At 38.4% G+C, this 16,824-nt stretch carries 14 protein-coding genes; 7 read left to right on the forward strand and 7 right to left on the reverse strand.

Features of this window, described 5'->3' with window-relative positions; all coding sequences use genetic code 11:
- Window positions 1-10: 10 nt before the first annotated feature.
- Together rlmN and queA are read right to left on the reverse strand one after the other, a co-directional pair.
- The gene (rlmN, locus tag AC106K_RS24460; RefSeq protein ID WP_482448263.1) at window positions 11-1,045 is read right to left on the reverse strand and encodes a dual-specificity RNA methyltransferase RlmN; all 1,035 of its coding nucleotides are present in this window, start codon (window positions 1,043-1,045) and stop codon (window positions 11-13) included.
- Between the two features lie 70 nt (window positions 1,046-1,115).
- Window positions 1,116-2,165: a tRNA preQ1(34) S-adenosylmethionine ribosyltransferase-isomerase QueA gene (gene queA, locus AC106K_RS24465; protein WP_482448167.1), complete on the reverse strand. Its 1,050-nt coding sequence runs from the start codon at window positions 2,163-2,165 to the stop codon at window positions 1,116-1,118.
- A gap of 154 nt (window positions 2,166-2,319) precedes the next feature.
- On the opposite strand from queA, the gene AC106K_RS24470 reads away from it, so the two are divergent.
- The 6 genes from AC106K_RS24470 to AC106K_RS24495 all read left to right on the forward strand — a co-directional run bounded on the left by AC106K_RS24470 (window position 2,320) and on the right by AC106K_RS24495 (window position 9,036).
- Window positions 2,320-3,033 (forward strand): hypothetical protein, encoded by a 714-nt coding sequence (locus AC106K_RS24470; protein WP_482448168.1) that lies wholly within the window; start codon window positions 2,320-2,322, stop codon window positions 3,031-3,033.
- A gap of 37 nt (window positions 3,034-3,070) precedes the next feature.
- Window positions 3,071-3,763, forward strand: a complete 693-nt coding sequence (locus tag AC106K_RS24475; RefSeq protein ID WP_482448169.1) for an AIM24 family protein — start codon at window positions 3,071-3,073, stop codon at window positions 3,761-3,763.
- A 59-nt stretch (window positions 3,764-3,822) separates the two neighbouring features.
- Window positions 3,823-5,358, forward strand: coding sequence for a M61 family metallopeptidase (locus AC106K_RS24480; protein ID WP_482448170.1), 1,536 nt, complete (start codon window positions 3,823-3,825; stop codon window positions 5,356-5,358).
- A 321-nt stretch (window positions 5,359-5,679) separates the two neighbouring features.
- Window positions 5,680-7,077 (forward strand): Gfo/Idh/MocA family protein, encoded by a 1,398-nt coding sequence (locus AC106K_RS24485; protein ID WP_482448171.1) that lies wholly within the window; start codon window positions 5,680-5,682, stop codon window positions 7,075-7,077.
- Entirely contained in the window at window positions 7,067-7,981 is a 915-nt protein-coding gene (locus AC106K_RS24490; RefSeq protein ID WP_482448172.1) for a nucleotidyltransferase family protein, read from the forward strand. Before AC106K_RS24485 ends, AC106K_RS24490 begins: the two co-directional genes overlap by 11 nt.
- On the forward strand, window positions 7,972-9,036 hold the full coding sequence (locus AC106K_RS24495; RefSeq protein ID WP_482448173.1) for a phosphotransferase enzyme family protein: 1,065 nt from the start codon (window positions 7,972-7,974) through the stop codon (window positions 9,034-9,036). The genes AC106K_RS24490 and AC106K_RS24495 overlap by 10 nt, the downstream gene beginning before the upstream one ends.
- A 249-nt stretch (window positions 9,037-9,285) precedes the next feature.
- Here the strand turns inward: AC106K_RS24495 and AC106K_RS24500 are convergent, their stop codons facing one another.
- From AC106K_RS24500 to AC106K_RS24515, 4 genes are all read right to left on the reverse strand, one after another.
- Entirely contained in the window at window positions 9,286-9,777 is a 492-nt protein-coding gene (locus AC106K_RS24500; protein ID WP_482448174.1) for a DNA-deoxyinosine glycosylase, read from the reverse strand.
- Between the two features lie 523 nt (window positions 9,778-10,300).
- Window positions 10,301-12,295: a S9 family peptidase gene (locus tag AC106K_RS24505; RefSeq protein WP_482448175.1), complete on the reverse strand. Its 1,995-nt coding sequence runs from the start codon at window positions 12,293-12,295 to the stop codon at window positions 10,301-10,303.
- Between the two features lie 431 nt (window positions 12,296-12,726).
- The gene (locus AC106K_RS24510) at window positions 12,727-13,071 is read right to left on the reverse strand and encodes a phage holin family protein (RefSeq protein WP_047097007.1); all 345 of its coding nucleotides are present in this window, start codon (window positions 13,069-13,071) and stop codon (window positions 12,727-12,729) included.
- 120 nt (window positions 13,072-13,191) lie between these two features.
- Window positions 13,192-13,614 carry a PaaI family thioesterase gene (locus tag AC106K_RS24515; RefSeq protein WP_047097006.1) on the reverse strand — a complete coding sequence of 141 codons (423 nt, stop codon included), beginning with the start codon at window positions 13,612-13,614 and terminating at the stop codon, window positions 13,192-13,194.
- 135 nt (window positions 13,615-13,749) lie between these two features.
- On the opposite strand from AC106K_RS24515, the gene AC106K_RS24520 reads away from it, so the two are divergent.
- Window positions 13,750-14,172, forward strand: a complete 423-nt coding sequence (locus tag AC106K_RS24520) for a hypothetical protein (RefSeq protein WP_482448176.1) — start codon at window positions 13,750-13,752, stop codon at window positions 14,170-14,172.
- Window positions 14,173-14,568: 396 nt separating this feature from the next.
- On the opposite strand, the gene AC106K_RS24525 is transcribed toward AC106K_RS24520, so the two are convergent.
- A complete protein-coding gene (locus AC106K_RS24525) occupies window positions 14,569-16,695 on the reverse strand; it encodes a type IA DNA topoisomerase (RefSeq protein ID WP_482448177.1) in 2,127 nt (708 codons plus the stop codon).
- Between the last annotated feature and the right edge of the window lie 129 nt (window positions 16,696-16,824).

A 16,824-nucleotide genomic window follows, 5' to 3' on the forward strand; every position in this document is an offset into this window, starting at 1 on the left:
TAAGGAAATTTTAATCCGCATTTTTGTTGGCTAACTGCCCACAAGCAGCATCAATATCACCTCCACGGCTTCTTCTGACCATTACAGTAATGCCTGCATTTTCAAGCTGACGGATGTAATTTTCTTCCGCCTGTTTGTTGCATTGGTCATATTTCCCATCCCCGATCGGGTTATATTGGATAAGATTCACTTTAGAAGGAACCTGCTTACAATATTTGATTAAAGCTTTGATGTCCTCGTCCCCGTCATTGATTCCTTTCCATACACAATATTCGAAAGTAATGACAGAACCGGTCTTTTGGTACCAGTACTGAAGAGCCTCCATAATATCCGTTAATGGAAATTTGTCGGAGAAAGGCATGATCTCGTTACGTTTTGCTTCAATGGCTGAGTGAAGAGACAGCGCCAGTTTCACACGCAGTTCATCATCGGCAAGCATTTTGATCATTTTGGGAATACCGGATGTGGAAACGGTAATCCTTCTTGGAGACATTCCCAATCCTTCCGGCTGGGTGATCTTCCTGATGGCTTCCACTACATTTTTGTAGTTCATCATTGGCTCTCCCATTCCCATGAAAACGATATTGGAAAGTGGCCTTTCAAAGTACATTCTGCTTTGGCTGTCAATAAGTGCTACCTGATCTACAATTTCCGCCACTTCAAGATTTCTCATTCTTTTCAGCTTTGCGGTTGCACAGAATTCGCAGTTCAATGAGCAGCCTACCTGTGAAGATACACAGGCTGTGGTTCTTGTTTCTGTCGGAATAAGAACAGATTCCACCATCAGACCGTCGTGAAGCTTCACACCGTTTTTGATGGTTCCGTCAGAACTTTTCTGAAGAAGATCTACGGAAACAGGATTAATGGTATATTCTTCGGAAATTCTCTCCCGAAGTGATTTCGAAAGATTCGTCATTTCATCAATCGAATGGAGATTTTTACTCCATAGCCAATCATAGACCTGTTTCGCACGAAACGGCTTTTCTCCTAAAGACACAAAGTAATCTTTAAGCTGATCAAGTGATAATATACGGATGTCTTTCATTGTAAGGTTGTAGATTTTAGGTTGCAGATTGCAGGTAACTACTACCTGCAACCTTTACCTATTATCTTTTTTATAGAATTAACATTGCATCACCGTAAGAATAGAATTTATACTTTTCTTTTACGGCTTCTTCATAAGCATGCATTACGAAATCTCTTCCTGCAAATGCAGCGATCATCATGATCAGAGTAGACTTCGGTGTGTGGAAGTTGGTGATCATTGAGTTAGCCACTCCAAAATCGTGAGGTGGGTAAATGAATTTATTCGTCCAACCGTTGAAAGCGGAGATTTTTTTGTTTGAAGAAACAGAAGTTTCCAACGCTCTCATAGTAGTAGTTCCTACTGCGCATACTCTTCTGTGAGCATCTACTGCTTTGTTGATGATAGCAGCATTTTTCTCATCGATGATGATTTCTTCAGATTCCATTTTGTGCTTAGAAAGATCTTCTACCTCAATTGGGTTGAAAGTTCCTAATCCTACGTGAAGGGTAACTTCAGCAAAATTGATCCCTTTGATCTCCAATCTCTTCATCAAATGCTTAGAGAAGTGAAGACCTGCTGTAGGAGCTGCTACTGCACCTTCTACTTTTGCATAGATCGTCTGGTATCTTTCTGCATCTTCCGGCTCTACTGCTCTTTTGATATATTTTGGAAGTGGAGTTTCTCCCAATTCTTTAAGTTTCGTTCTGAATTCGTCGTAAGAACCATCGAATAAGAATCTTAACGTTCTCCCTCTTGAAGTTGTGTTATCGATAACTTCAGCTACCAATGACTCATCTTCAGTGAAGAATAATTTGTTACCAATTCTGATTTTTCTTGCCGGATCTACCAAAACATCCCAAACTCTTGTTTCCTTATCAAGCTCTCTTAAAAGGAAAACTTCAATTTTAGCTCCTGTTTTTTCTTTATTTCCATAAAGACGTGCAGGGAAAACTTTAGTATTGTTGAAGATAAACAAATCATCTTCATCAAAATAATCTACTACATCTTTGAATAATTTGTGTTCGATAGTTTGTGTTTTTCTATCAAGTACCATTAGTCTAGCCTCGTCTCTGTGCTCTGATGGGTGTTCTGCCAATAATTCCGCAGGAAGATCAAAATTAAAATCTGATGTTTTCATTTTTTAAATTACGGTTTAAAAATTATTGAAATTACAAGGTGTAATTTTCGGAGTGCAAATATACGACATTGAACACCCCTTTGTCAAGTATTATTTTCAATCATCTATAAAACCGTGATTTTACGGGAATTTTTAAAGCTTAAAAAGAGTACTTTTGAAAAAATCAATTTTCAATATGGAATCTATAAGCAAAATATACTTCATTGATAATCCGTATCCTAACGGACATAAAATTGAAATATTCAGCTGGAGCGGCCGGATTGACGAATATGGATTCATCTGGTTCGATTTTCATTTAAAAACTGAAAATTATTATGCCAATGATGATGAAAACAGTGTGGAAGAAGATGAAGATCTGTCTGACTGGAACTCCAAAATCGTATGGGGAAACTATCACGCCTGTACTCTATCCTCAAATTATTGGGGCGACCAGAGAGGAATCAGAATAAACAATCTGGATGAAAAGCTGGATTTTGATGCTGTGGTTAAAACTGATCTTTTCAGTAACGACCTTCCTTCTGAGCAACATTTTGAGGACGATGATCTTGCCTTCAATATTTATCTGCTGGGACATGACAGCTGCACCGGCCATCATATCCGATTTTCAAAAACAGCCCATAATCAATATGATATAACATGGACGGGTAAAATAGCATTAACCTATGCGGGTGATCATGAATTTTCGCATGATTTCAAGGCACAGATTTTCAATGCTGAGTTCGAAGGTTTTCATTATCCTAAAACATGGTCATTAGAAAAAGCGACTGAAATGTTCAAAGCCAAACTCGCCCACTTTGAAGACTATGAATTTGTAGATCTGAATCCTAAAAGTAACAAAAGAGAGTATAAGCTCGACAAACTAAAATAATAACAACATAAAAACGACAAATTAAAAAATCATTATTATGAGTAAATATTCAATAGAAGCATTTATCAACGAAACGAAAGAGAATCCGCAACAGAGAGATTATTTTGAACTGGAAACGAAACACCTTCTGGAAATCAACCTTAATAACCAATCAGTATGGACCAAAAAAGGAAGTATGGTAAGCTATGTGGGTAATATCAATTTTGAAAGACAGGGAATGCTGGCCGGAGGAATTGGAAATCTTTTAAAGAAAGCAATCAGTGGTGAAGGAGCCAAGCTGATGAAAGCGGAAGGTACCGGAAAACTGTATGTAGCCGATTCCGGGAAAAAAGTTCGTATTCTTTATCTGAATAATGAATCTGTATGTGTAAACGGAAATGATGTTTTAGCCCATGAACAAAGTATAAAAAGTGATATTACCATGCTTAAGAGCATTGCAGGAATGATGTCTGGCGGTCTATTTCAGGTAAAGCTTTCCGGAACGGGTCATATTGCAATTACCACTCACGGAGATCCTCTGACTTTGGTAGTAACACCGGATACTCCTGTCTTCACAGATCCTAATGCTACTGTGGCATGGTCCGGAAATCTGAGCCCTGAACTGAAAACAAATGTATCTTTTAAAAGTCTGATCGGAAGAGGTAGTGGTGAAGAATTCCAGATGAAATTTTCAGGACACGGATGGGTACTGATCCAGCCTTATGAAGAAGTTTATTATATGGAAAAATAAGGACTTTAAAGCAACTTAACCCTGGGCAATTTTTGTATTATCATAAAACTAAAAAACAAATGAATAAACTGATAAAATTACTTTTCGTACTCATTGTATTTCCAAATGCAATTATTGCCCAAAAATCAAAGAAAAATTACGAATACAATATAGATCTTCTTCATATATCCAATGATGAAGTGAAGGTTTCTTTTGCTCCTCCAAAGAATAATCTTAAACAGGGGAAATTTATTATTCCCAAACTGGTTCCCGGATTTTATCAGGCTATGAATTTCGGGCAATATGTTTCCCATTTTACAGCGGCTGATAAAAACGGAAAGAAAATACCTGTTGAACGTTTGGATCAGAACAGCTGGATGGTACATGATCTCAAGCGTGTAAGTAAAATATCTTATCAGGTAGCTGATGGCTGGGATTCTTTGGAAAAGGAAAGCCATGAGGCCAGATCTGCCGGCAGTACGTTTATAAAAGACAGTGTTTTTGTCATCAATTACAATTCTTTAGTAGGCTATTTTGAAGAAATAAGAGAAGCTCCCTATCAGATCAATGTTACAAAGAAAAAAGGGTTTTATGCTTCTTCCGCCCTGGATTACAAGCAGAAAAATAAAAACACAGATATAGTCTGGGCCAAAGACTACCATAAACTGGTAGATTCTCCGGTAATGTACTGTGTTCCCGATACAACATGGCTGAAAATAGGCCATACGGAAGTGCTTGTCTCATTCTACAATAAGAAGGAAAGGCATTATTCAAAAAAAATAGCCCTTGAACTGGAGAATATTCTGAAAAATCAGCAAGCCTATCTGGGAGGCTCATTGCCGGTTAACAAATATGCTTTTTTAATTTATTATGAATCTTCCAATGAAAACGGTTTTTTGGGCGACGGGCTTGAGCATTCGCAATCAACAGTCTGCCTGTACCGCTCAGGAGATATGAAATTCCTTCCGATGGCCCTAAACAGAGTGGCTTCTCACGAGTTTTTCCATATTATTACCCCATTGAACATTCATTCCGAGGAAATTCAACATTACGACTTTCTGAACCCTGTCATGTCCAAACATCTGTGGTTATATGAAGGGATGACGGAGTACGCAACGATTCATATGCCTATCAAACAAAAAATGATCAGTTTAAAGGATTTTGAAAAAAGCATAGAAGAAAAGATAGAAGGAATGAAAGAGTTTGACAACAGCTTATCTTTTACTGAGATGAGTAAAAACTCGATGGAAAGACAGGATCAATACATGAACTTTTATCAAAAAGGACCATTATTGGGAATGTGTCTGGATATAAGGTTAAGAGAACTTTCTGACGGGAAAATGGGAACTCAGGATCTGATGCAATTGCTGATGAAGAAATACGGAGCAGGAAAATACTTTAAAGATGATGATCTGTTTGATGAAATTACTAAAATGACTTTCCCGGAAATAAGAACCTTTTTCAGTGATTACGTTGAAGGTACCCAACCTCTTCCTTTGAAAGAATATCTGGCAAAAGTTGGTTTTAACTATGATGAAAGTACCGGAAAAGTAAAGCTTTCTCCTAATCCTGATGCAAAACAGCTGGCTTTAAGAGAGGCATGGATAGGACGGTAGGTTTTGGGGATAGGTGAGGAAAGCGAAGAAGGCTAAGGAGGCTAAGAGGCGAAATTGTAAAATTGCAAAAAGGCAAAATTGCTAATGGGTGAAAAGGGTGAAGGAGTTAAAAGATAGATGCAATTAATCTCATACTCTATGATCCCTCATACTCTCATACTCTCATACTCTCATACTCTCATACTCTCTTACTCTCTTACTCACAAACCCTCCCACCTTCAAACTCACCTCCGGAATCTCAAACTCACCAAGCTCTACAGCTCTATAACTCCCACCCCATCGCAGTCTGCAAAACTTTTAATATATTTAGAAAAAAAATAGATGGACAATAGCAATTCCCGCAGAAACTTTATAAAAACAGCAGCTTTGGCAAGCTTTGGAGCCTTGGTTTTACCCAATTCTTTATTTGCGTATTCCAATGATTTTAAAACAGATAAAAAAGTCCGTGTCGGCTTTATCGGCGTTGGTCTTCGTGGGCAGGAACACGTGAAATTACTGGCAAAACGAAGCGATGTAGAGATCGTAGCCTTTGCTGATCCTGATAAAAGAATGCTTGCTGCTTCTCAAAAAATATTGAAAGACAATAATAAATCGGCAGCTCAGGAGTTTTCGAACGGGGAATATGACTATAGAAATCTTTTAAAATTAAAAACAATAGACGCTGTCGTCATCGCTACTCCATGGGAATGGCACCTTCCGCAGGGCGTAGAAGCAATGCGTGCTAAAAAGATTGTTGGAATGGAAGTTTCCGGAGCAATAAAGCTTCAGGATTGCTGGGAATTTGTGAAGGTATATGAAGAAACGAAAGTTCCTATCTTCATGATGGAAAATGTCTGCTACCGAAGAGATATTATGGCCATTCTGAATATGGTCCGTAAAGGGATGTTTGGAGAGCTGGTACACGGAAGAGGCGGTTATCAGCATGATCTGAGAGGAGTTCTCTTCAATGACGGGGTTACTCCTTATAATTCCGGGGCTGAGTTTGGAGAAAAAGGCTTCAGTGAGGCGAAATGGAGAACCGAGCATTATGTAAAACGTAACGGAGAACTTTATCCTACTCACGGATTAGGCCCGGTTGCAATGATGATGGACATTAACAGAGGAAACCGCTTGACAAGGCTTTCATCTTTCTCTTCCAAATCTGTAGGCCTTCATAAATATATTGTGGAACATCCTAAAGGAGGGGAAAACCATCCTAGTGCAAAAGTAAAATTCAACCAGGGAGATATTGTTACCACTCAAATTGCCTGTGCTAACGGAGAAACGATTCTTTTAACCCACGATACCAGCTTGCAGAGACCTTACGATCTTGGCTTCCGGGTACAGGGAACTGAAGGATTGTGGCAGGATTTCGGATGGGGAGATTTTAACCAGGGACATATTTATTTTGAAAAAACAATGAACCACACTCACCGTTGGGACAATACGGAAAAGTGGATGAAAGAATATGATCACCCGATGTGGAAGAAATTTGAAAATGTAGCAGCCGGAGCCGGACATGGCGGAATGGACTTCTTTGTGATGAATACTTTCATTGAATGCATCAAGAGAAATATAGAATTCCCAATGGATGTTTATGATCTTGCCTTATGGTATTCTATCACTCCATTGAGTGAAGAATCTATTGCCAAAGGTGGACAGGTTGTTGATATTCCTGACTTCACCAACGGAAAATGGAAAACCCGTAAACCTGTATTTGGAATGACCGATGAGTTCTAAAAAAGCATTACTCATATTAGCAGGCGGATTAGGAAGCCGCTATAAAGGCCTTAAGCAAGTGGATGGAATACTCGATAACGGATCTCCGATTTTGGAGTATTCTATCTATGATGCTCTGGAAGCCGGTTTCCATAAAGTGGTCATCATCGTCAACAGACTGATTCCTCAAAGTTATATTGACCGGCTCAATGCCATTGCTGAAAAAAAGGATTTTGAACTTCACTGGGTCTATCAGGAAATGGACAGCATTCCTATTTCACTAGAGGGCTTTGATTATCCTGAACGTAAAAAGCCGTGGGGAACCGCTCACGCTGTTCTTTGTGCCAAATATTCGATACAGGAGCCTTTTGTCATGATTAATGCAGATGATTTTTACGGTAAAGAAGCCTATCAACTGGCCGCCCATGAGATCAATCAGCATCATATTTCAGATTCACAATTCGGAATGATTGCTTATCCGGTAGGTACTACATTGAGTGGTAACGGAGCTGTAGCCAGAGGGATATGTACTCTGAATTCTGAAAACGATCTCCTGAAGGTAGAAGAGCAAACCTCTATTCAAAGAATCAATAATTCTATCATTTATATTCAAAACGGAGAAAATATAAAATTAGATCCTGAAACTCTGGTATCGATGAACTTTTTTATTTTCCATCCTCATATTTTCTGTTTTCTGGAAGCTTATTTTTATGACTTTATCGAGTCTGATCCCTTGCCTGATCAGGAATTCTATATTCCCTCCGCTGTACAGAGCATGATCGATGAAAATAAAGTAAAAGTAAAGGTCAAAGCATCTCCTTCTCAATGGATGGGTGTGACCTATGCCGACGACAAAAAGAATATTAAGGATTTTCTGACCTCAGAAATTCAAAAAAACAGATACCCGGAAAATCTATGGAACTAAACGATATTGTCATTCAATTCATCGGTACGGAAAACTACACCCTCTCTCCTATTACAGACGGGCTGATCAACACCACTTACCTTTTGGAAGATAAGGACCGGAACCAAAAGTTTATCCTGCAAAAGATCAATGATAACGTTTTCAAACAGCCGGAAGTCATCGTCAATAATCATTTAATGATCAATGAACTTCTCAGAGCCAATGATTACCAGTTCCAAATTATAGAGCCTGTTCCTTCTCTTACCCATCAACTTCTGGTGAAGGATGCGAATAATCAGCCATGGCGTATGCTGAGTTTTGTAGAAGACAGTATAACCTTTATTACTGCTCCTTCTCTACAGATAGCTTTTGAGGCAGCCAAAACCTTCAGCTATTTCCTTGCCACTGTAAATACGGAAAAGTTACCTGCTATTGAAGATACACTCCCCAATTTTCTCAATTTTGAAAAAAGGATTACTGATTATAAAAATTCACTCAAAAATGCCACTCCCCATTTAAAAGAAAGTGCGAAGGCAGAAATAGAGATCACCAACCAGTTCCTTTCTTTACCCGATCAATGGATCACAATGGAGAAAAACCATCAGATTCCCAAAAGAATTATTCATGCAGATGTAAAAATCAGTAATATTCTCTTTGATAAGAATCATCATCCGTTAGCTGTAATTGATCTGGACACCATGATGATTTCCACTATTCTCTATGATTTTGGAACAATGATTCAGTCTTACACCAATACAACCAATGAAGATGACGGAAGTGCCAAAGATAATTTCAACCCTGAAATGTATAAAGCGGTAAAAGAAGGCTTCTTATTCCATCTCAAGGAAAAACTGACTCCGGAAGAATATAATCACCTGGATTATGCTGCACAGGTCGCCATTTATATTCAGGAAGTTCGTTTTTTAACCGATTACCTGAACGGAAGTATTTATTATTCTACGAAATATCCTGAGCATAATCTGGACAGAACGAAAAACCAGCTGGAACTGTTGAAAGGATTAAGGGAATATTTACAGGAAGGAAACTGTGAAATTGCGAAAGAGCAAAAAGGTTAAATTGCCAAAAGGTAAATGGACTGAGTGATAAAATACTCACACTCAACATCTCAGAATTCTCTTTCAAGGATTAATTACGCGATCTATAGATTTCTATGGAATGGACAAAGTGTGTGGGTAGTTCTTAGTTTTCCATATCTCAGGAATCTACACTTTTACAATCCTAACCAACCCTCAAGCTTTCAACCCCCTCAAACTCTCAGACTCTAAAACTCTCAAACTAAATATCCAAAACTCCATACCCCACAATCACTCCAAAAACTCCAGTATCCTCTTCCATTCTTCAAATTTCTTTTCAAAGGAAACGGTATGAAGCGGACTCGTGGAAGGCAATAAAATGACAGGTAATCTGTAGTTCTTCCCTAACAACTTCTGCAAGTTTTTGTAAGATTTCCCACCGTTACAGAAAACAGCTTTGACATTAGGATGCTTTTCCAATAATTCGCCGATCTGATTGGCTTCTTCGTTTCTGATTTCAGAATCCAGGCTTCCTTTTCTTTCGCAGGAATCGATGACATCCCAAAGGGCAATATGGTGATTCTTTAATGTTTGGATTCTCTCGGGATAATCTTCGGTAAACTCTTCATGAAGCAATTCAAGAATGATCTTCCAGAATTTGTTCTGGGGATGTGCGTAATATTGTTGTTTTTCCAATGATTTCACTCCCGGAATGGAACCTAGAATTATGATTTCAGATTGATCATCAATAAGGGGAGCGAATGAAGAAATACGGTTTTGCATATCCAAATATATTAATTTTGGTCAGAGTCTTTGGGATTTCAAAATTAAAAAACGAGGCAGGGTTAGTTATGGTTAGTTTTATTTTTCACAGGTTGTGTTGATTTGGAGAGTGAAGCATTTTATGTAAGTTTTGGCTAAAGCCAATGGAACGGTAAATTTAAGTAAAGTGGGCTAAAGCCCACTCCTATTGAATTTGATTATTTACCGATTTCAAATCAAAAAATATATTTCATATTAAAGCCAATGGAATTTTAAATCATAAAAAACAGATTAAAAGCCATTTCTATTGAATTTAATTTTTGATGATTAAGAAAAATGCAATCTATTTTTTAGGTTTTGGTTAAAGCCATCGGAATTAATTATTATGAGAAAAGCGGGCTAAAGCCCACTTCTATTGAATTTCCCTCTTCTTTCTCTACAGATTTGCCTCACCTTATACATATTACCTTAAACCGTTGAACTTTTTCATCATAAAAAAAGCGGGCTAAAGCCCGCTTCTATTCATATTTTATTCTTGTTGATCTTACAATGTTTCTTTTAACCAATCGAAGAATTCTCTCTGCCATACCAATCCGTTTTGTGGATGAAGTACCCAGTGATTTTCATTCGGGAAGTATACCAACTTAGATTTTAAACCTCTTAATTTTGCAGCCTGGAAAGCTTCCTGACCCTGCTCGTAAGGGACACGGAAATCGATTCCACCCTGAACGATCATGATTGGCTTATTCCATTTTTCTACAAAGTTGCTTGGGTTGAATTCTGTATAAGCTTTTGGAAGTGGTTTCTCCCATGGCGAACCAAGATCCCAGTTGGCAAACCAAAGCTCTTCAGTGGTCAGATACCATGATTTCATATCAAACAATCCATCGTGAGCGATAAATGTTTTGAATCTGTTTTCATGGATTCCCGCCAGCATAAATACGCTGTATCCTCCATAGCTCGCTCCTACAGCCGCTACTCTGTCACCGTCTACATAAGGTAATGTTTTCGCGTAATCAGTAGCTGCCAGATAGTCTCTCATAGGTTGTCCACCCCAGTCTTTTGAAATATCTTCATTCCATTTTGTTCCCCATCCCGGCATTCCTCTTCTGTTTGGCGCTACTACGATATAGTCGTTTGCTGTCATTAAAGCAAAATTCCATCTTACGCTGAAGTATTGCGTCAATGCAGACTGAGGACCTCCCTGGCAGTAAACCAATGTCGGGTATTTTTTATTCGGGTCAAAATTAGGTGGATAATGGAACCATACGCCCATTTCTTTACCATCTGAAGTTTTAACCATTTTAAGTTCAGATTTCCCCTGAGCCAATTTCGCATAAGTATCTTTGTTGGCTTCAGTCACCTGCTTCATTTCTCCGTTTTTAAGGTTAACCGAGAAAAGTTCTGTAGCGTGATTTACGTCTGTTCTTCCTACTAAAAGTGAAGTTTTATTATCTGTAAAGATTTCATTAACGTCAAAATCTCCTTTGGTAATCTGCTGTACTTTTGCTGATTTTGAATCCAGGGAGAAAAGTTGTTTTGTTCCTCTGTAAGCGGCTGTAAAGTAAATCGTTTTTGAGTCTGCTCCCCAAAGAACATCTCCTGAAACGCTGTCATCCCAAGCTGCTGTAAGATTTGTGGTCTTCCCGGTCTTCCAGTCCATGATTTTCACATCATTTTTATCTGCCTCATATCCGTCTCTGGCCATACTCTGCCAGATCAAAGATTTTCCATCCGGACTGAACTTAGGATTGACATCATATCCTTTATTTCCTTCTGTCAGGTTTCTGGTGGTACCGGTTGCCATATCGTAAGCAAATATATCGGTATTCGTACTTGTTGAATATTCTTTACCACTTTTAGGCTTCATCACATATAAAAGCTGTGTAGAATCCGGGCTCCAGATAAAATCTTCAGCTCCGCCGAAAGGTCTCTGAGGAGAATCCCAGGTTTTTCCTTCCAAAAGGTCTTTAGCTCCGTCTACTTTATCGGAAGTATTCACTACAAATACATGATTGTATTTTCCTTCGTTAAAATAATCCCAGTGTCTGTGGTTAAGGTCGGTATACACCTGAGCGGTAGTTTTAGGGGTATCGCTGTATTTGTCCTTACCCATTACTTTTTCTACCAAAACCTGCTTGCTGAAGGCAATTCTCTTCCCATCCGGAGAGATCACGATGTTGTCAACCTCACCAATGGTATAGAATTCTGTCCAGGTTTTTCCTGCATCTTTTGAAAGATAGATTTTATCTCCTTCCTGAGCATAGATTCCGTTCTTATCCCACTGTATAAGGGCTTTTTTTCCGAAATCTATCTTAGCAGACTGGCTGTTAAGAACATTCAGGAAATAATTCTCACTTTTTGTCTTTTCTGTTTTCAGATCTACCTGCCCTACTTTATAGATAAGGGAAGCCTGATCCGGTGAAACTGCCTGTACTCCAACTTTTTTCAAAGTCCAAAGAATTTCAGGCGTCATTACTTGTTGTGCATTCATTAAAAGCGGAGCTGCCAGAGCCAGCAGACTGTACTTAAGTTTCATATGTTGATATTCATTTTTTAACGGAATTCTGGAATCCTGTTGATTTCATTAATTCCTTTCATTAAATTCAAAGATTGCCAAAGTTAGTATTTAAAATAAAAATGGACGAAAGAATTAACAATAAAGTTGGGGGGAGGTGAAAAGGTGAAAGGGAGGAAGGGTAAAATTGTGGGAGGTTTTTGTTTGGATGGAGGGAGTAAAGGGGCTGAGGGGACAAAGGAAGGTGAAAGGGTGAAGATAGCTGAGATGGCAAAGATGGCTGGGAGGTTGAGGAGGTGAAGTGAATTGGGGGAGGTTAATTTTCTTTATTTAATTTTATTTTTGGAGGTTTTATTGTTTCCGGATGATCAGATTCTTAAACCTTTTAGCTTTTTATAAAGAAGTCCGCTGGTGCAATACCAACGGACTTTTTAAATTGTATATTCAGTCAATTAATCTCCATCGGAGAACATTGAATTGGCCAGTGAAGTGACAATCGACAGCAGGATACTGAAGATAAATGCCCACCAGAAACCGTCTACCTGCATACTGTCTATGAAATAATCAGCAATCATAATGATCGCCGCATTGATCACCAATGCGAAGAAACCCAGAGTAATGATGGTCAGAGGAAGCCCAAACAGACTTAAAACAGGCTTTACAAATATATTTAAAACACCAAGTACAATGGCGAAAATAACTGCTGAAGAAAATCCGTCAAAATGTACTCCCGATAAAACTTTGGTTAGAAAAAAGGCAACGATTGCCGTTATAAATAATCGGATAAGTAAGTTCATATTGTTATTTTTTTAATGTTTATGGGGATTGTTGAGCAAAAGCTATTCCATTCTCATAAAAAGAATTCCGCTAAACCCTTTATTGAAGGAATATTTATCTCCAAATTGACCTGAAATTTATTATTTTATTTTCATCATCGTGACTAATGAAGTCGCCACATGACTTTCTGAGCTGCCATTTTCATCCTGAACATAAATTTCTGTTCTTACCACACTGATCTTCGCTCCACCTTTGATGACGTAGGATTTTGAAACCAAAGCATCTCCTATTGCGGGACGAAGATAATTTACTTTCAATTCAACGGTTACCACATAGCAGTCTTCTTCGTAATGGCTCACAGCAGCATATCCTGAAGAAACATCTACCAATGAAGCAATCATTGCCCCATTAAACATTCCTGCTTTTCTGGTCATTATTTCCATTTTAGGAATTTTCATAGAAATGAAATCCGTTTCTACTTCCAATAATTCTGCTTTATAGAATTTCAAAGTTTCTGAACGGCCGAAGCTGTCGGTGATAAGTTTCTTTTTCTCTGGAGTCATTGATTATAATTTGAATGTAAATTTAGAGATTGATTTAAAATTTAAAGAATTAAAAACATAAAAATTAGCACTCGACACGTTTTGTGAAAATTTTGGATGATAAAAAAAGATTAGCTTTGCAGTAAAGCTTTCATAATGAGTTTAAAAAAGTTTTTCCTGTTTTTAGTGTTCCTGATAGGCTGCAGTTTTCAGGCGCAGACTTTACATTTGTATGGAGGTGCCGATCAGGATCAATACCTGGGATGTCTGAACTGTGATACTTTTGATAAAAACTCAGTGTGGAACAAATTCAGTGATTTCGGGAATATATTCGGTTCAAAATCGATCTGGAATACTAACGGGAACTATGGAAGTTCATACAGTACCTACTCTCCGTGGAGTGCCTATGCTTCTTATCCGCCAGCTATCGTTGATGAAAACGGAAATTTTTATGGGTATCTTACTCTGAATCCCTATAAATCTGAAAGATCTGAACTGGAGCTGGCAAAGATCTTATGTAAATATCACGAGGATATAAAAACGGATATTGACGGATGGTATCATAAGCTGTTCCGGTAATGGTTGTAGGGGGCTTTATTCTGAAGATCTGGTAAACCACCCCGTCAAAAATTCTTTGAATTTTTGCCACCCCTCCAGAGGAAGGGAATGTGAGTACCTTTCATTCTAATATTGGTAAAAAAATGGCGCTTTTGAATGGCAGTCAAAAGGTCACGGTTTCGAATCCCGTATTCTCCACAAAATAGCAGTTGAATCTTAAGTTGTATATTTTAAAACACTTTAGTTCACATAAGTAAGTTTATCATGATACTGATCAGTAAGTTCACTTTAGATGAAAATCTTTGATTTTCATAGGCTTTAGTGTACTTTATATACGCAAAGTTTGTAAACTTAAATAACTTAAGTGTTTAAAAAACTTTTGAGACTTTTGGAGTTAAATGGATTACAATTAACTCATCAGCTAAGAAGTACCTGGAAATCATCACCTAAAGCCAAAACCCCTTCCGCTATACTTTCCGGATGGCTACTGAAGCCTTTCAGTTTTGAGGTTTTTCCTTTCAGAACAAGATCCATCAATTGTTTATCGGACAGTTTCTTCCCAAAAATTTCGAAGGTAATTTTGAAACCACAATTCTTGAAATCGGAGCAGCCGACTGCTGTTTTACCTTTGATCAGGTTATGTTCTTTACATTTCGGGCATTTTGTTTCTTCCCAGGACTGAAGTTCTTTTTTCTGTGCAGGTTCTCTTTTTTTCTTTTCCTTCACGACTTCTTTTTCTTCTTCCTGAAGCATGATGACTTTTCCTTTTCCATACACCACTTTTTCAGTAAGTTCTGTTACCATCTGAATCAGTTCTTCTTTAAAAAGATTGGCTTCATACTCGCCTTTTTCAATTTTACGAAGTTTTGATTCCCATTCACCTGTCAGTTCTGGACTCTTTAAAAGCTCGTCTTCGATGGTGTCGATCAATTGAATTCCCGTTTGGGTAGCGATGAGGTTTTTCCTTTTTTTCTCGATGTATTTTCTTTTGAAAAGGGTTTCAATGATATTGGCACGGGTGGATGGTCTTCCAATCCCGTTATTTTTCAACATTTCCCTTAATTCTTCATCTTCTACCTGTTTCCCGGCAGTTTCCATGGCTCTCAGCAATGTTGCTTCGGTATAGGGTTTCGGAGGGGTTGTTTTCCCCTGGTGAATCATTGGATCGTGTGGCCCGGTTTCGCCCACAACAAATTCAGGAATGGTCTGTTCTTCCTCCTTTTCTTTTTCTTTATCTGTGGTTTCTTCTTTAGGTTCTTTTGAATACACGGCTCTCCATCCCGGTTCAAGAACCTGTCTTCCGCTGGTTTTGAAAGGAATGGTTCCTACTTTTCCCTCTACCAAAGTATTGGAAATTTTACATTCCGGGTAGAATACCGCTATAAAACGTTTGGCAATCAGATCATATATCAGCTTTTCTTCCCTGCTCAGGTTTTGAGACGGTGGAATTTCCGTAGGAATGATCGCATGGTGATCCGTTACCTTGGTATCGTCGAAAACAGCTTTTGATTTTGGAATCGGAGCTTCCAGTAATGGGGCAATCAACTCCTGATAAGGGTACATTTTTTTAAGAATACCCTCTATTTTCGGATATAAACTATCGGATAGGTACGTTGTATCTACACGCGGATAGGTTACATGTTTCTTTTCATAAAGACTCTGGACATAGTTCAACGTGTTTTCCGCTGAATAGCCATATTTTTTATTGGCTTCTACCTGAAGTCCGGTCAAATCGAAAAGTCGGGGATTTTTTTCTTTTCCTTCTTTAATTTCGAAAGAAACAATTTCAAATGGATTTACCTTCAGGTATTCCAGTCCTTTTTCAGCACGTTCTAATGTCTTTAAACGATCGATCGCTGCGTTAAAAAGAACATCACGGTATTTTGTTTTCAGTTCCCAATATTCTTCTGTGGTAAAGGCATCAATCTCTTTCTGACGCTGAACCAGCATGGCCAATGTCGGCGTCTGCACTCTTCCGATAGAAAGAACCGCTTTATTTCCTCCGAATTTCTTGGTAAAAAGTCTCGTGGCATTGATTCCCAGCAACCAGTCTCCTATAGCTCTTGCATTTCCGGCCAGATAAAGATTCTTGTAATCTTCTGCAGGCTTTAAGCTGGCAAAACCTTCTTTAATCGCATCTTCCGTCAATGAAGAAATCCATAAACGCTGGATCGGTTTGTTGCATTTTGCTTTCTGCAGCACCCAACGCTGGATCAGTTCTCCCTCCTGCCCGGCATCCCCGCAGTTGATGACCTCATCACAGTCTTCTACCAATTTCTCAATCACTTTAAACTGATTTTCAACGCCTTTATTCGGGATCAGTTTGATTCCAAAACTGCTGGGAATAATTGGCAGTGAAAATAAATTCCAGGATTTGTACTGAGGACCGTAGTCATGAGGTTCTTTCAGGGTACAAAGATGTCCGAAAGTCCATGTTACACAATAGCCGTTTCCTTCCATATAGCCCTGTTTAGGCGTGGTAGCCCCTAATACTTTGGCAATATCTCTGGCAACACTTGGTTTCTCGGCAATACATAATTTCATGAACTCAGGGTTTATTGAAGGAGTGCAAAAATCGGGATTTTTTTTGACTTTAGCTAATTTAGATTCTGAGTCTCTGACTGTCAAAGCTTTTGATTTTTTTCGGTATCAGAAAGAAGTAAATGTATCAGA

The sequence above is a fragment of the Chryseobacterium sp. FR048 genome (genome assembly GCF_056844665.1).